Consider the following 16,362-nt stretch of genomic DNA (forward strand, 5'->3'; position numbering starts at 1 on the left):
GCCCGTGACTGCTCGATGCGCCACCCGATCCCATCGGGGGCGAACCCGCCGAAGAGCGGCACGTACACAAGGCCGGACCGCCACACCGCCAGCGCGGTGACCCACGATTCGGCTTGCCGCGACAGCAGGCCCGCGACCCGGTCGCCACGGCGCAGCCCCATCCGCGCGAAGACGCGGGCCGCACGCGAGGCCGCGTCGTCGAGGCGGGCGTAGGTCCAGACCTCGTCCTCGCGGTCGGGGTGGGCCACCACGAACGCGACGCGCCCGGGATCGCCGGCGTAGCGGCCGCACGCCTCGACGGCCGTGTTGAAGCCCACCGAGGGATCGGCCGACAGCGCGCCCTCGATCGACGCCCAGGCCGCCCGGGTCGCGTCGGCCCCGGCACTCACAGCTGAACGCAGACGGTCTTGGTCTCCAGGTAGAGGTCCATCGCCTCGGCGCCCTGCTCGCGACCCCAGCCCGACTGCTTGTAGCCGCCGAACGGCAGTCCGGCGCTGAAGGCGTTGTAGCAGTTGATCCAGACGGTCCCGGCCTCGATCAGGCCCGCCACCCGGTGCGCCCGCGCGATGTCCTTCGTCCAGATGCCCGCCGCGAGCCCGTAGTCGGAGTCGTTGGCGAGCGCGACGAGTTCGGACTCGTCGTCGAAGGGCAGGACGACCACGACGGGGCCGAAGATCTCCTCCCGCACGACCGCCATGTCCTGGCGCACGTCGAAGAGCACGGTCGGCGGGTAGTAGTAGCCCGGGCCGGCTCCGTCGAGCGGGGACCTGGCGGCGCTCGCGCCCTCGCGGACACCGGCGTCGACCATCGCCGTCACCCGGTCGAGCTGCTCCTTCGAGACGAGCGGACCGATCGCCGTGGCCTCGTGGAGCGGGTCGCCGACCGGCATCGAGACGGCGATGTCGCTCAGGCCCCGGACGACGTCGGCGTGCACCGACCGCTCGACGTAGACGCGGGATCCGGCGCTGCACACCTCTCCCTTGTTGAAGAAGATGCCGGCCGCGGCACCCGCGACCGCCGCGTCGATGTCGGCGTCGGCGAAGACGATGTTCGGAGACTTGCCGCCCAGTTCGAGCGAGAGCTTCTTGAGGTTGCCGCCGGCGGCCTCGGTGAGCTTGCGGCCCACCTCGGTGGACCCGGTGAACGCGATCTTGTCGACGTCCGGGTGGGCGGCGAGCGCCGCGCCCGCGGTCTCGCCAAGACCGGGCACGACGTTCACGACGCCCGGCGGGAAGCCGACCTCGACGATCAGCTCGGCGAGGCGAAGCGCCGAGAGCGGGGTCTGCTCGGCGGGCTTGAGCACGACCGTGCATCCGGCGGCGAGCGACGGGGCGAGCTTCCAGGCCGCCATGTTGAGCGGAAAGTTCCAGGGGATGATGAGGCCGGCGACGCCGACGGGCTCGCGACGCGTGTACGTGTGGTACCGGGCATCGGGTGCGTACGGGACGGTCGCCTCGACCGTCTTGCCCTCGATCTTGTCGGCGAGCCCGGCCATGAAGCGGAACTGGCCGGCGGCCAGCGGCACGTCCACGCCGAGTGCGGCGAGCTGGGGCTTGCCCTGGTCGATCGCCTCGAGCTGGGCGAACTCCTCGGCATGCGCTTCGAGCGCGTCGGCGAGTTTCCACAGCAGCCGGCCGCGCTGCTCCCCGGTCGTCCGCGCCCACGCCGGGCTCGTGAGGGCACGGCGCGCGGCCACGACGGCGCGGTCGACGTCCTGGGCGCCGCCGGCGCTCACGGCCGCGATCACCTGGCCGGACCGTGGATCGACCGAGTCGAGCGTCCCGCCGTCGATGCTCTCCACCCATGTGCCGTCGATGAGCATCGGGCCGACGCGGTCGAGGAAGCTCACGACGTCGGGGCGAAGACCCGCCCGTGCCTCGGAGGTCTGGATTGCCATACGAATCACCCGATTCTGGTTGATTTACACTCGATGCATGAATCAGTCGATAGATTGAGAGAATTGTGTAACACGAGGCGGATTATTTGCCAAGAGGTACGACAGATCCGGCGATCTTAAGCAGAGATCATGATTCATGAGGCTTCAACGAAAATCGTTGATTTGATTGACAGCGGCCAGAAATGGACAGCATTCTGTGAAACAGCGCCATCTGGGTGAGTATTTTTGATTAACAGACGCTGTCTTGCGCGCATGCTCACAAACTCAGACAAGCGACGTCCGTCCATCGATGGAGGAACCGATGATCAACCAGACGTACCGGACCGACAGCCCCTACGAGACGGCCGGCGGCTACGCCCGGGGACGCCGGGTCGGCGACCATGTCTACGTCTCCGGGACCGCGGCGGTCCTGCCGAACGGCGACATCCACGCCCCGGGCGATCTCTACGCGCAGTCGATCCTCGTGTTCGAGAAGATCGAGGCGACCCTCGGTGAGCTCGGCGCGGGGCTCAGGGATGTGGTCCGCACCCGCGCGTATGTCTCGGACATCGCCGCGATCGACGAGTACGTACGGGCACACGGCGATGTGTTCGGCGAGATCCTCCCGGCCGCCACGGGTGTCGCCGCCGCTCTCGCGGACCCCCGGATGCTCGTCGAGGTCGACGTCGACGCGATCGTGACGGGAGTGACGGACCGGGAGTGACGGACCGGGAGTGACCGGTCCCGCCCGGCACGTCCGCCCGGCACGTCAGGCCGGGCGTCAGCCGCTGCTCGTGACGATCCGCTTGTTGGCGAACTCCTCCAGTCCGAGGACGCCCAGCTCGCGGCCGAAGCCCGAGCGCTTGACGCCTCCGAACGGCACAGCGGCACCGCCCGGGCCGGCCCCGTTCACACTCGTCATGCCGACCTCCAGGAGGTCGGCGACCCGGGCGGCCCGGTCCCGGTCGGTGCTGAAGACCGTCGCACCGAGCCCGTACACGGAGTCGTTCGCGAGCGCGACGGCCTCCTCCTCGCCGCCCACCCGGTACACGACCAGCACCGGCCCGAACAACTCCTCCTCGTAGGCGCGCATACCGGGCCTGACGCCGGTGAGCACGGCCGGTGAGAACCACGCGGTCGGGGCCGGCGCCAGTTCGCCGCCGGTGTGCAGCGTCGCGCCGCGGGCGACGGCGTCGGCGACCTGGGCGGCGAGCGCCGCGGCGGCCTCGCGCGAGGCCATCGGCGGGTACCCGGTGGCACCGTCGGACGCCGGGCCGCCCGCCGTCATGGAGTTCACGCGCCGGACGAGACGCTCCACGAACTCGTCGTAGATCCCGTCCATGACGACGATGCGCTTGTTGGAGTTGCACGCCTGGCCGTTGTTGTACATCCGGGTCCGCCAGGCATGGTCGGCGGAGGCCCGCACATCCGCGCTGTCCAGCACGATGTACGGGTCGGAGCCACCCAGTTCGAGCACACACTTCTTCAGATTCGCTCCCGCCGCCGCGGCCACCGCGGCGCCGGCGCGCTCCGAGCCCGTCAGCGAGACGCCCTGGACACGGTTGTCGGCGATCATCCGCTCGACCTGAGCGTGCGAGGCGAACACATTCGTGTAGACGCCGGGCGGAATGCCGGCATACGCGAGGAGGTCCGCGATCGCCTCCGCGCACGCGGGCACCGACTCCGCGTGCTTGACGACGACCGCGTTCCCGAGCACCAGGTTGGGTGCGGCGAACCGCGCCACCTGGTAGTACGGGAAGTTCCACGGCATGACGCCCAGGATCGTTCCCAGTGGTCGCCGCTGAACCACGGCGCGTCCGCTCTCGACGCCGGGCAGCGGGTGGTCCGCGAGAAGTCCAGGGCCCTCCCGCCCGTAGTACGTGAAGATCGAGCCGCTGAACTCGGCCTCCCCCCGGCCCTCCGCCGCTGTCTTGCCCATCTCGGCGGTCGCCAGAGCGGCGAGGTCCGCCGCCCGCTCCGCGAAGAGCCGGCCCGCCCGCCGGGCGGCGGCCGCCCGGTGCGCGACCGGGGTGGCCCGCCATGCCCGGAAGCCGTCGTCGGCGTCCGCGAGCAGCCGGGTCACCTCCTCATCGCTCGCCGTCTCGAACGTACGTGCAACCGTGCCGGTTGCCGGGTCGGTGCTGCGGTAGGGCCGCGAAGGACCGCTGGCCGGGGTTGTCATAAGAGCCTCTCCCTGGTGGTCGGACGCCCCGCGTGCCGCGGGACGCAACATTCAGGACGCGGGACGGCCGGTGTCCTCACACCTGGTCCGGTGCCCCCGACCCGTACGGGATGCGAATCGGTACCAGCGCGTGCATGTCGATCTCGATGAGATGCGGGCCGGTCGACCGCGCGGCAGCCGTGAACTGTTCGTCGAACTCGCGTGCGGAGGTGCTCAGGCTCGCCGGTACGCCGAAGCTCTGGGCGAGGGCGACGAAATCGGGGGCGTTGAGGTCGACGTTCGCGGGCGGACCGTCGAAGGTCGCCTGCTGGATTCCCTTGAGAACGCCGAAGCAGCTGTCGTTGAAGACGCAGACGGTGACCGGGACGTCGTACTGCGCGAGTACCGCCAGTTCGCCGATCGAGAGGAGGATGCCGCCGTCGCCGCAGATCGCCACGGCACGGGCGCCCGAGGCGATCGCCGCGCCGATCGCGAGCGGAAGCCCCGGCCCGATCGCGGCCGACACGGGCCGGATCGAGGTGCCCGGAACCAGGACGGGGAGGAGCGAGTCGCCCCAGGCATAGGCGGGCACCGTCGAGTCACGGACGAGTGGCGCGTCGTCGGGGAGCACGGACCTGATCGTCCGCATGACGGCCTCGTGGTCGGAACCGACGCGTGCCAGCAGCATCGCGCGGGTCTCCTCCGCGGCACGCGCGGCCCGCCCGAGCCAGGGCGCGCGGCGGGGCTGCTCCCCGGGAGGGATCTCGGCGATCAGTGCGTCGAGAACGGCGCTCGCGTCGCCCGCGATGGCCACCTCGGTGGGATAGGTCAGGCCGAGCACGCCGGGATCGATGTCGACATGGACCAGGCGCCGCGGAACCGGGATGGTCCATGAGCCGGTCCAGAGTTCGCGGAAGTGCGTGCCGACCGCGAGTACCACGTCGGCCTCCTCAAGCAGCGCCCGCATCGACGGGCCGGTGGCGGTGCTGCCCAGGGAGAGCGGGTGGTCCTCGCGGATCGATCCCCGGCCCTCGACCGAGGTCAGCACCGGTATCGACAGTCGTTCCGCCAGGGCGGTCATCCGGCCGGACGCCCCGGACCTGACCACGCCGCCGCCGGCGATGACGAGTGGTGTGGACGCGCCGCGCAGCGCGGCGGCGGCGCGCGCGATCGCGTCGCGGTTGACCGGTGGGGACGAGCGGATCGGGGGCCGGCCCGCCGCCGGGGCGGCGACCGGTCCGTACTGGACGTCGATGGGCACCTCGATCACGGCCGGGCCGGGCACCGGCGTCCGTGTCCGTGCGACCGCGGCCCGGACGACGGCACCGGGGTCGTCGGACGGGCCGAGTGTCCAGGTGCCCCGGGTGATGCTCGCCAGCATCTCGGTCTGCCGGGGAGCGTCGTGCAGGCTCCCGGTGCCGCGGGTCGCACGCCGGCGCTCGTTCTGGCCGGTGACCAGCAGCACGGACGAGCAGGCGGAGACCGCCTCGAAGAGACCTCCCATCGCGTTGGCGGTCCCGGGACCGGTGGACACGATCGCCACCCCGACACCTCCCGAGGAGCGTGCGTAGCCGTCGGCGGCGTGGACGACCGCCTGCTCGTGGCGCATGGTGATGACGTCGATCTCCGTGCGTCGCCGGATCGCGTCGAGGATCGGGAGGTTGTGCACGCTGGCGATGGTGAAGACGTGACGGACGCCGGCCTCGGCCAGGGCATCGGCGAGCGCCTCCCCGCCGGTCGGGTTTCGGGACACGGTTTCTCTCTCCTCGTCGATGCCGGCGCACAGTTCCTGAGCCCGGCGGGGCGTCGGTGCACAGGGTGCGGCCGGGCACCCGCGGTCTTCTGATCGGGACTGCCTAGTCGTTGAACCACTCGGCCATGCGCTCGATCACTTCGGCGCGATGGGCGGCCCACCACTCCTGGCCCCCGTAGATGGCGCGGTGCTCTCCCTTGCCGATGTGCGCGAGTGGGCTGTTCGCCTCGAAGCCCTTGGGGATCGTCGCCAGTGGATTGGCTCCCGCGTAGGCGAACCGCTCGCTGACCCGCGCGCTGTTCTCCTTGTTGGTCATGTAGGCGATGAGCTTCATCGCGTTGTCCTTGTTGGGCGCGCCCTTCGGGATCATCGCGTAGTCGGCGGCGAGGGTCTGCTGCGACCAGATGAAGTCGACCGGCTGGCCCTCGTCCTTGGCGAGCTTGGCGCGGCCGTTGTAGCAGTCGCCGAAGATCGCCTCACCGCTGGCGACCAGGTTCACGCACTCGGACGACTCCTTGTAGACGATGATGTCGTCCCGGATCGTCTCTATCTTCTTCAGGGCACGCTCGATGTCGAGTGGGTAGAGGTCCTCCTGCTTGACGCCGTCGGCGAGCAGTGCGGGCTCGATGAGCGTGCCGTAGGTGCCGGAAATCCCGTTGATCGCACGCTTTCCCGGATAGGTCTTCGTGTCGAACAGGGCCTCCGCCCGTGTCTGCGGCGGGGTCTTGACGAGGTCGGTGTTGTAGGTGAGGACGAACGAAATGATGTACATGGGCACGCCCTGCGGGAGCACCGGGAACGGCGCGTTCTTGAAGTCGTCACACGAGACAACCGCGCAGTCGATCTTCTCAAGGTTCGGGTTGTCGGTCAGGCCGACCTCGGAGCCGTAGTCCATGACGTCCCAGATGACGTTGTCGGCCTTCACCATCTGCTCCAGCTTCGAGGTCGAGGACGGCTTGTCCTGCGCCACCTCGATGCCGGTCGACTCGGTGAACGGCTTGAAGTACGCCGCCGTGAGCGCCTCCTGGCCCGTGCCGCCCCAGCCGGCGAAGGTGACGGTCCGCTTGCCGCCGCCGCCGGAACCTCCGTCGCCGCCGCAGGCGGCCAGCACGGCCACCAGCGCGACACTGGAGGCGAACGCCATCGATCTCTTCAGCTTCATGACGAGCTCCACTCGTTCGATGCCCTGACGGGCGTGTGCTGGGTACTTGCTGCGCTTCTCCTCGGCCGCGGGCCCGCCGGCACCCTGTCGGAACCGGTCGTGTCGTGACGGCGTGTTCGGGACCTCACACCTGCTGCGGCTGTCACTCGGGGGCGCTCGCCCCCGGTGCGGACGCGGGCGTCGGCCCGGAGTCGGCACCGGCGTCGGCGTCGCCGTCGCCGCACTAGAACTCAAGGAGGTTGTCGCGGAACTGGGTGTGGGCGTACTCGGTCCGGACCAGTCCCCGCCGCTGCAGCGCGGGGACGAGCCCGTCGGTGATCTCGGCGATCGCCCGGCGGTGGAGGTCACCCGTGCTGAACAGAAAGCCGTCACCGCCGACCTCGGCCATGACCTCACCCATCTGGGCGGCGACGGCGTCCGGGGTGCCGACGAGGTCCACGCTCCGCCCGCCGTAGAACTTGGTCGCCGCCTCGCGGAGGGTCGAGCACTCCGCGGCCACCGACAGGAACCGGTCCAGCTCCTGCTGGTGACCGTTGGTCGTCATGCCCTCCGGGTCGAGAGGCGCGTCCAGGTCGTACTGGGAGAAGTCGATGTTCGTGATCTTCGATTGCTGGGCGAGGGTCAGCTCGGCCCTGTCCATCGCCTCCTGATGCCGCTGCGCGAGCCTCTCCCGGGCTTCCTGATCGGTCAGGCCGAGCACCGGCGAGACGATGAACAGCACCTTGACACCGTCCGGATCCCGGCCGGCCGCAGCCGCCTTCTCGCGTACGTCGTCGCGGAACGCCTTCATCGCCTCGACGCCGCTCGCGAGTGCGAGGATGGTGTCGGCGTGCCGGGCACCGAAACGACGACCGCGCCCTGATCCGCCGGCCTGGGCGATCACCGGTCTCCCCTGGGGGAGCGGGCCGGAGTTGAGCGGTCCGCGGACGGAGTACTTCTCGCCCACATGGTTGATGTGGCGGACCTTCTTCGGGTCGGCGAAGATCCGTCCCTCGATGTCGTTGACGATCGCGTCCGGCTCCCATGAGGTGAAGAGGGCGTTCGCCACGGCCATGAACTCGTCTGCCGTCTCGTAGCGGCTGTCGTGCTCGGGCATCCCGTCCATGCCGTAGTTCTGTGCGGCGCGATCGGAGCTTCCGGTCACGACGTTCCAGCCGATCCGGCCATCGGAGAGCTGGTCGAGGGTTCCGATCATCCGGGCCAGGAGGTACGGCTCGATGCCGAAGGTGCCGACGGTCGGCACGATGCCCAGGCGCGAGGTGTGCCGGCTCAGGATCGCCGCGATGACGGACGGATCCTGACGCGGCGTGGCGGAGGCGTGGCGCAGATAGAGATCCATGGACCCGCCGTAGGCGTCGGCGACGTACGACGAGTCCTCGATGAGCAGGTAGTCGAAACAGGCCCGCTCCATCGCGCGGGCCATGTCGACGACGAAGTCCGGCTTCATCCATTCCCGGCCGATGTTGCCGGTGAACGGCCGGCCCCAGGATGTCGCCGAGGACCCGTGCAGGAACCAGGCGAGGTGGAATCGCTGTGCGCTCATGGGTCTCAGAACTCCAGAAGGTTGTCGCGGAACATGGCGTGGGCGTACTCCTTGCGCACCAGACCGCGGCGCTGGAGTTCGGGCACGAGACCTTCGGTGATCTCGGCGATGTGGCGGCGGCTCACGTGGTAGCTGAGCAGCAGGAATCCATCTCCCCCGACCTCCTCCATGACCTCGTTCATCTGGCCGGCGACGGAGTCGGGGGTGCCGGTGAAGTCGATGCTGGCTTCGCCGTACATCGACGCCGCGATCTCGCGCAGGGTCGAGTCGGGCCTGTTCCCGGCACGCTTGACGAAGTTCCCGAGCATCTGCTGGTGACCGTTTGTCGTGAACTCGATGGTGTCGAGTGGCTGGTCGAGGTCGTAGACGGAGAAGTCGATGTTTGTGATCTTCGCCAGCTGCGAGATCATCCGCGTCGCGGCCTGCTCCTTACCCTCGGCATAGCGGCGGGCACGGCGCTCGGCGGCGTCGGCCTCGGTCGTGCCGACAACGGGCGAGGTCAGGAAGAGAACCTTGCAGTCGTCGGGGTTCCGGCCGTTCTCGATCATCCGGGTGCGGATGTCGTCGCGGTACTTCTTCATCTCCTCGACGCCCTTCGCCATCGTGACGATGGTGTCGGCGTGCCGCGCCGCGAACGCCTTGCCGGCCGGCGAGCCACCGGCCTGCGCGATGACGGGGCGGCCCTGGGGCGCCGGCCCCGAGTTCAGCGGCCCGCGGACCCGGTAGTACTCCCCCCGGTGATCGATCGGGCGCACCTTCGAGGAGTCGGCGAATACGCCTGTGGCGCGGTCGGCGACGATCGCGTCGGGTCCCCAGGAGCCCCACAGACCGTTGACGACCGCCATGTACTCGTCGGCGCGGTCGTAGCGGTTGTCGTGCTCGGGCATCGCGTCCAGGCTGAAGTTCTGCGCGGCCCCGTCGGAGCTGCCCGTCACGACGTTCCAGCCGATGCGGCCCCCGCTGACCTGGTCGAGGGTGCCGACGAGGCGGGCGAGGTGGTAGGGCGGGTAGGCGAATGTTCCCAGGGTCGGGACGATGCCGAGGCGCGATGTCGCCTGGGACACCACCGCCGCGAGCATCGCCGGGTCCTGGCGCGGGGTGGCGATGGCGTTCTCCAGGTAGAGGTCCATCGAGGCGCCGTAGGTGTCCGGGACCCAGCTCGCGTCCTCGATGAGGAGGTAGTCGAAGCCCGCGCGCTCAAGCGATCGCGCGATGTCGATCACGAGGTCCGGCTTCATCCAGTCGCGACCGACATGGCCCGTGTACTCCTGGCCCCACGCCTGGGCACTGGATCCTTCGAGGAACCAGCCCAGGTGGAAGGTGTTGGCGGTCATGACAGAGGACTCCTTGTGGTTCGAACCGTGCGGGGGTGGTCGGGCGCGCTCGCCTCGGCGGGGCAGGCAGGGCAGGCACGGCGGGCGGGCGCGGCGGTCATGCGGTCGCGGGCCGCATGACGACGCTGTACAGGGGATCCCAGGTGAGGTGGACCTCGTCCTCGATCTGGAAGTCGTGAGGCACATCGGGACCCGCGCGGACGATGAGTTCGTTCCCGTCGTCGCCGCGTACGAGCAGTCGCCACGAGTCGCCGGCGTAGATGTTGGCGGTGACGGTGCCCGAGACGAACGAGCGGTCGGCGGGCGGCGGCTCGCCGCCGTCCCGCGCCGTCAGCCGTACCGACTGCGGGCGCACCATGACGACGACGTCACCCTCGGCCCCGACCGCCGACGGCCTCTCGGGCAGGACGATACGACCGTGCGGGACGTCGAGCACATGCTGGTCCCGGTCGATCCGGACCGGCCCCCGGAAGAGGTTGGACTCGCCCAGAAACGCGGCGGCCGTGTCGTCCACCGGGCGGCGGTACAGGTCCTCGGGCGCCCCGCACTGGACCAGGCGGCCGTTCGCCAGCAGGGCGATCCGGTCGCTCATGCTGAGCGCTTCCTCCTGGTCGTGCGTCACGTTGATGACGGTGAGCCCGAGGTCGCGGCTGATCCGGCGGATCTCGACCTGCATGGTCTCGCGCAGCCGCCGGTCGAGCGCGCCGAGCGGCTCGTCCATGAGCAGCAGGCGCGGCCGGGCCACGATGGCGCGGGCGAGTGCGACTCGCTGCTGCTGGCCACCGGAGAGTTCCTTCGGCAGCCGGCGGCCGAAGCCTTCGAGCCGGACCATCGCGAGCGCCTCGCGGACTCGCTCGGCGCGTTCGGCATGGCGGACCTTCTGCATCTGGAGCGGGAAGGCGATGTTCTTCTCGACCGAGAGATGCGGGAACAACGCGTAGTCCTGGAAGACCATGCCGAACTGGCGGCGGTGCACCGGAACGGAGGATATCTCCCGGTCGTCGAGGAAGGTGTCGCCCCGCGTCGCCGCGACGAAGCCCGCGAGGATACGCAGCAGTGTCGTCTTGCCGGACCCGGAGGCGCCGAGAAGCGTCACGAACTCGCCCGGCTCGACCGACAGCGAGACGTCGTCGACGGCACAGACGTCGCCGTAGTGCTTGAAGATGTTCATGAGCCTGATACCGGCTCCGGAGGTCACGAGCTTCTGCGCTCGGGTCTTCATGGGCTCAGAGACCGTCACGGCTGTACCTGTCATCGTGGACTCCGTTCTTGGTGGTGGCGGCGCGGATCTTGGCCCGTAGCCAGGGAACAAGCGCGATCAAGAGGCTCGCGAGGATCGACAGGAGCGTCACAATGGTGGCGACAGCGGATGTGGACGGGGAGATTCCCTCCTTGATCTCTCCCCACAGGACGACCGGAACGGTCTTGAAGTCGGGTGTGACGAGGAAGAGCGACACGATCAGCTCCTCCCACGAGCTGATGAACGCCAGGACTCCGCCGATCGCCGCCGACGGGGCGACGAGCGGCAGGGTCACCCGTACGAGGGTCCGGAACTGGCTCGCCCCCGCGATCCGGGCCGCCTCCTCCACGGTCGGACTCAGCCCGGTCAGGGCGGCGAGCACATTGATGAACACGTAGGGCACACCGAGGACGGCGTGTGCGATCGCCATGCCGGCGATGTTCCCGGTGAGGCCGATCCGGACGTAAACGAAGTAGAACCCGATCGCCGCGACGACGAGCGGCACGACCAGCGGCGTCAACGCGAGCGCGGTGACGAAACCCCGGGGGATGCCCCGCCCGCGGGCCGCGGCGACGGCGAGGCTGATGCCCGCGGCCATGGCGATGAACGCCGCGAGGACGCCGACGACGAAGCTGTTCCGGAACGCGTCGGCAAGAGCGGGGTCCTTGAGGACCTCGTCGTACCAGCGCCAGGAGAAGCCGTCCGGCGGGAACCGCAGCAGTTCGCCCGAGGTGAACGACGACCCGATGACGACGATCGTGGGAATGATGAAGACGAGTGCGAGGAGCAGCGCCAGGAACTCGGTGACGCGTCCGACTTTGATCATGACTGGCCCTCGTCCCTGATGCCGAGGATGCGCGTGATGCCGACGTACCGCCCGACCGCGCCGAGGATCACCAGGACACCCAGCAGCAGGATGACCGCCATCGCGGCGGCGACCCCCGGCCGGTACAGCTCATCGAGCTGGATGACGATCGCGTTGCCGATGAACGCGTCGCCGGCGCCGCCGAGCATCTGGGGCGTGATGTAGAAGCCGAGGGCGAGGATGAGCACGAGCGTCGCCCCCGCCACCGCGCCCGGCAGCGTGAGGGGCAGCGTCACCCTGAGGAAGGCGACCGACGGTCGCGCGCCCATGCCGCGCGCCGCCAGCACGAGCCCGCTGCCGAGTCCGCGCATGTTCGCGTAGATCGCCAGTACGCTCAACGGAGCGAGGATGTGGACCATCCCGAGGTACACCGCGAATTTCGTGCGGGCGAGCCGCAGTGGCTCGTCGATGAGGCCCATCGAGGTGAGTGCCTCGTTGATCAGACCGGTGTCGTTGAGGATGATCTGCCAGGAGTAGGTGCGTACGAGCAGGCTGGTCCAGAACGACAGCAGCAGAGCGGTGAAGAGGAGGATCTTCACCAGCCGCCGCGAGTGGACCAGGCAGTACGCGTAGGGATAGCTGACCAGCAGACAGAGCCCGGTCACGACAACCGACATCTCGACGGTGTTGACGAGCGCCCGGCGGAACAGCCCGCTCTGGAACGCGGTCACGAAGTTCTCCGGCGACGGGTCGGTCAGACTGATCCGGACGAGTGCGACCAGCGTCGAGCCGAAGGCCAGCAGCAGGAACAGCATGCCGGGCAGGCCGATGCCCGAGGCGAGGTTCAGCCGGGGAACGGGCAGGCGGCGGCGTTGTCCGGGCACCGGCCGGCGTTCTTCAGGGCTCGTGGCATCAGGAGAGAGAAACGTTTCTGTGCCGACGCTCATGTCCTCACCCACCTCTCGCGAGAGGCGCGCCGTGAGGCGTCACTTCGCTGCCAGCCGCTTGTAGTCGCTCGCATGGAAGACCAGCGGGCTCACGTCGGGGACGGCGCACTTCGCGTGGATCCTGAAGAGCACGACGGTGTGGTCGCCCGCCTCGAACTCGTTGTGGACGCTGCAGTCGAACCAGGCCGATGCGCCGTCGAGCCGGACGGCGCCGTCCGGTGACTCGCTGTGGCGCACTCCCAGGAAGCGGCGGTCCTCGGGACCGGCCATCTGCCGGCAGGTCGCCTCCTGCTCGGCCGCGAAGACGCTGATACCGATGCGGCGAGCGCGGCGAAGGGTCGACCAGGTCCGTGAGGTGGTCGAGAAACAGACCGAGACGAGCGGGGGATCCAGCGACACCGACACGAACGAACTTGCCGCCATCCCGACAGGCCGGCCGTCCACGACGGCGGCGACTGCGGCGATCCCGCTGGGAAAGCTCGCGAAGACCCGGCGCAGCTCTTGCGCATCGAAGGGCTGATGGACGTTCATGGAGTTCATGCTTGCCTTTCAAGTCGGTCTGAGCTGGCGTGCGGCGCGCGCCAGCCAGGGATCGATGAGGGCGGGGTTGGTGAAGTCGCGGTCCGGCAGGTAGAGGCCGGACGTCGGGCAGGTGGCACCGAGCTCGACGAGCACCGGTTTGAGAAGGAGGTCAGGAGCCATGGCGTGGGCGGGACCGGCTCCGAGCATGAGCGGGACGGCGACAACTCCGTCCAGCCCGTTGGAGGGAATCTGGTCGAGGAAGAGCTTCAGAACACCTGTGTAGGTGGCCTTGAAGGTCGGGCTCGCCACGACGAGAAGTGACGCGGTGCTCACCGTTTCCACCGCGGCCTCGACCGACGGCTTTCCCCACTCCAGCAGGTCGGGTCCCAGCCCGATCACATCGACGACGGCCGTCGGCGGCGTGCCCGAGATCAGGGTCGCCAGATTGACCGCGGCCTCAAGGGTGCGCGACCGCGGTTTCGGGTTCCCGACCAGGACGGTGGTCTCCACTGCTACCTCCACTGTGGCGCAACTCACGCTGATGCGACTTGCATGCCAGAGAGATTACTCAACCAGCCGCCAAAGTCCAGCAATATTCACAACTATTGTGGATTCAGCCAGCCTGATTGACAATCAGAGCACTATCGACTCGTATTTCGTAAAGGAGGGTGTGTCCATCCGGCCGTCCAGACCACACCCGGCTCCCCCCGGCTCCCCGGCTCCCCCCGTCTCCCCCGCCGATGGACGCGCGGCTCCGCACGAGTTCGTCCTCCCCGGCCATGTGCTGACACCGCGCGGCCCCGACGGACGGCTCGGCGACGCTCTCCGCCGAGGCACTCGTCCGGACGCCGGTCCGGCCGAGCCCGGCGACCGGGCCCTCATCCCGATGAGACGACCGGGCCCTCATCCCGATGACCGGCAACCCGGGGTTCGTGCGGGTCAGGACCACCGCACCCCCGCTCGCGCAGGCGCCTGTCGGCTAGCATGCGTCGAGGTCGGTGGAGGTGCGTGGGTATCAAGTCAGGAGTGTCATGCAGCGGTACCAGATGGACGAGTCCGACCACCAGATCGTCGAGCTGCTCCGCCAGGACGGGCGCATGGCGCTCACCAGGATCGGCAAGAGCATCGGGCTCTCCACCGACGCCGTCCGCGGCCGGGTAGCGCGGATGACCTCCGACGGCGTCCTGCGCGTCATGGGCCTCGTCGCACCCGAGGCCCTCGGCTACCACACGCTCGGTTCGGTCGCGCTGCAGTACCGCGGTCCGATGGACCCGTTCCTGGACGTGCTCAAGAGCAATCCCAACGTGACCTTCGTGGCCCAGCTCATCGGCGACATGAACGTCTTCTGCGGGCTCGTCGCGCGCGACGACCGCGAGCTGGGCGACGTGGTCAACACCTTGCTGGTCGAGCACGAGGGAGTTCACCATCTTGAGGTGGCACGGCAGTTGGGCGTCGTGAAGTGGTTCAGCTACTCCGGCGACGGTTCCGCGGGCACGGACAGCGCCCCTCCCTCGTCGCGCGCCGGTCTGGACGACCTCGACGTCACACTGCTCACCGCGCTGGTCGCCAACCCCCGCGCAACCTTCCGGGAGCTTGAGGAGCTGGTCTCCGAGCCCTACTGGGCCGTGCGATCGCGCGTCCGCAAGCTCTTCGCGGAGGGACATGTCCGGGCGACAGCGACGATCGACCGGGTCTCGACCGTCCCGGACCTCCAGGCACTCATCCGCATCGGACTGCGCGGACGCGTCGACGACGAGTTCCGAGCGATCACCGAACTCGCGGACATCCGGCTCCTGGTGGTCACGACGGGCACCTCCAGCCACCTGAGCGGAGAGGTCGCCTGCGCCGACGACGCGAGCCTGGCCAGACTGATCGAGACGGTGCTCGCGATCGACTACGTCGACACCGTGCGGACCTACGTCTACTCCCGGATCCATGTGCTCCCGACGCCCTGGCGCTTCGACACGAACTACCTCGGCAAGACCTGGAGCGACCGTCCCGGGGACAGTGCCGGCCGGCAGACGAAGGACGACCACCGACGCGCCTAGGTATATGCGCCGATACGGCCCTCGGCCGGCCCAGTGCGGGCAACCGGCCCACGGTGGCCCGCGCGCCGTTCTGGGCGTTTCGTATAGCGCGCTCCTCGCATTTCAGCGGAGTGCCTAATGACAGGCATCATGAGGTGCGGTTCTCTTTCCGGCAACGACACCGGCCGCACAGCACAGCAGGAGGCGATGTGAAGCTGACCGTTGTGGTGCCCATCACCGACGAGGGATTCACCGCGCAGGTCACCGAGGAAGTCGCCGCATGGGCGTCCCCGGACACCACGATCGAGGTCCGCAGGACCGTGCGGGGGCCCGCGTCGATCGAATCCGCCTACGACGAAGCCTTCGCCGTGGCGGGAATCGTGACCGAGACCGAAGCGGCGGCCCGCGACGGCGCCGACGGCGTCTTCGTCACCTGCTTCGGCGACCCGGGGGTACACGCCGCCCGCGAAGCGGTCGACATCCCCGTGACCGGCGGCTTCGAACCCGCCGTCCTCACCGCCCTCTCCCTCGGCGAGCGCGTCGGCATCGTCACGATGCTCCCCAACGTGGTACCCACGGTCCACCGTATGGCCCGTCAGCACGGCATCGCCGAACGCTGCCGGTCCGTACGGGCGGTCAATATCCCCGTGCTGGCCCTGCACGATCACGACGTCCTGCTCGACCAACTGGCCGGGGAGGCGGCCGAGGCTGTCGCGGCCCAGGAGGCTGACGTGATCGTCCTCGGCTGCACCGGCATGATGGGGGTCGCGGCGGCGCTGCAGACCCGGCTCGAACGCGACGGCGTCTACGTACCGGTCGTCGACCCGACCGGCGCCGCCCTGGCCTGGCTGCACACCCTGGTCCGGCTCGGCATCCGGCACAGCCGCACCACCTACTTCCCCCCGCCGCCCAAGACACGTCTGCTCTGAGCCGCCGGGCGGTACCGCCACGCGGTACCGGCGATGCGCCTCCCCGAGGTGACGCGCCGGCGC

At 69.3% G+C, this 16,362-nt stretch carries 15 protein-coding genes; 3 read left to right on the forward strand and 12 right to left on the reverse strand.

All coding sequences use genetic code 11. The features are described from left to right. Positions 1-389, reverse strand: a 389-nt coding sequence (locus ACWF94_RS12770) for an AMP-binding protein (protein WP_453487371.1), incomplete at its 3' end; no start/stop codon positions are given. Further along, entirely contained in the window at positions 386-1,897 is a 1,512-nt protein-coding gene (locus ACWF94_RS12775) for an aldehyde dehydrogenase family protein (RefSeq protein WP_453487372.1), read from the reverse strand. The genes ACWF94_RS12775 and ACWF94_RS12770, both read right to left, overlap by 4 nt. 301 nt (positions 1,898-2,198) lie before the next feature. On the opposite strand from ACWF94_RS12775, the gene ACWF94_RS12780 reads away from it, so the two are divergent. After that, positions 2,199-2,600 (forward strand): Rid family hydrolase, encoded by a 402-nt coding sequence (locus tag ACWF94_RS12780; RefSeq protein WP_453487373.1) that lies wholly within the window; start codon positions 2,199-2,201, stop codon positions 2,598-2,600. Between the two features lie 57 nt (positions 2,601-2,657). Here ACWF94_RS12780 and ACWF94_RS12785 read toward each other — a convergent pair whose 3' ends face one another. The 10 genes from ACWF94_RS12785 to ACWF94_RS12830 form a co-directional block, all read right to left on the reverse strand. Further along, entirely contained in the window at positions 2,658-4,058 is a 1,401-nt protein-coding gene (locus ACWF94_RS12785; protein WP_453487374.1) for an aldehyde dehydrogenase family protein, read from the reverse strand. A gap of 76 nt (positions 4,059-4,134) precedes the next feature. Continuing rightward, entirely contained in the window at positions 4,135-5,790 is a 1,656-nt protein-coding gene (locus tag ACWF94_RS12790; RefSeq protein ID WP_453487375.1) for a thiamine pyrophosphate-binding protein, read from the reverse strand. 103 nt (positions 5,791-5,893) lie between these two features. Further along, positions 5,894-6,952 (reverse strand): extracellular solute-binding protein, encoded by a 1,059-nt coding sequence (locus tag ACWF94_RS12795; RefSeq protein ID WP_453487376.1) that lies wholly within the window; start codon positions 6,950-6,952, stop codon positions 5,894-5,896. A gap of 223 nt (positions 6,953-7,175) precedes the next feature. Further along, positions 7,176-8,495 carry an NtaA/DmoA family FMN-dependent monooxygenase gene (locus ACWF94_RS12800; protein WP_453487377.1) on the reverse strand — a complete coding sequence of 440 codons (1,320 nt, stop codon included), beginning with the start codon at positions 8,493-8,495 and terminating at the stop codon, positions 7,176-7,178. 5 nt (positions 8,496-8,500) lie between these two features. Continuing rightward, a complete protein-coding gene (locus ACWF94_RS12805) occupies positions 8,501-9,829 on the reverse strand; it encodes an NtaA/DmoA family FMN-dependent monooxygenase (RefSeq protein WP_453487378.1) in 1,329 nt (442 codons plus the stop codon). Between the two features lie 97 nt (positions 9,830-9,926). After that, positions 9,927-11,051: an ABC transporter ATP-binding protein gene (locus tag ACWF94_RS12810; protein WP_453487379.1), complete on the reverse strand. Its 1,125-nt coding sequence runs from the start codon at positions 11,049-11,051 to the stop codon at positions 9,927-9,929. Positions 11,052-11,055: 4 nt separating this feature from the next. Then, complete coding sequence (locus ACWF94_RS12815) at positions 11,056-11,895, reverse strand: ABC transporter permease (protein WP_453487380.1); 840 nt, start codon at positions 11,893-11,895, stop codon at positions 11,056-11,058. Further along, complete coding sequence (locus ACWF94_RS12820; protein WP_453487381.1) at positions 11,892-12,821, reverse strand: ABC transporter permease; 930 nt, start codon at positions 12,819-12,821, stop codon at positions 11,892-11,894. Before ACWF94_RS12820 ends, ACWF94_RS12815 begins: the two co-directional genes overlap by 4 nt. 39 nt (positions 12,822-12,860) lie before the next feature. Beyond that, a complete protein-coding gene (locus tag ACWF94_RS12825) occupies positions 12,861-13,352 on the reverse strand; it encodes a flavin reductase family protein (RefSeq protein ID WP_453487382.1) in 492 nt (163 codons plus the stop codon). An 18-nt stretch (positions 13,353-13,370) separates the two neighbouring features. Beyond that, a complete protein-coding gene (locus ACWF94_RS12830; protein ID WP_453487383.1) occupies positions 13,371-13,853 on the reverse strand; it encodes an NADPH-dependent FMN reductase in 483 nt (160 codons plus the stop codon). Between the two features lie 521 nt (positions 13,854-14,374). Here ACWF94_RS12830 and ACWF94_RS12835 point away from each other — a divergent pair. Beyond that, on the forward strand, positions 14,375-15,391 hold the full coding sequence (locus tag ACWF94_RS12835; RefSeq protein ID WP_453487384.1) for an Lrp/AsnC family transcriptional regulator: 1,017 nt from the start codon (positions 14,375-14,377) through the stop codon (positions 15,389-15,391). Positions 15,392-15,579: 188 nt separating this feature from the next. Beyond that, positions 15,580-16,299 (forward strand): aspartate/glutamate racemase family protein, encoded by a 720-nt coding sequence (locus ACWF94_RS12840; protein WP_453487385.1) that lies wholly within the window; start codon positions 15,580-15,582, stop codon positions 16,297-16,299. Positions 16,300-16,362 lie beyond the last annotated feature (63 nt).

The organism is Streptomyces sp. NPDC055078 (genome assembly GCF_053607985.1).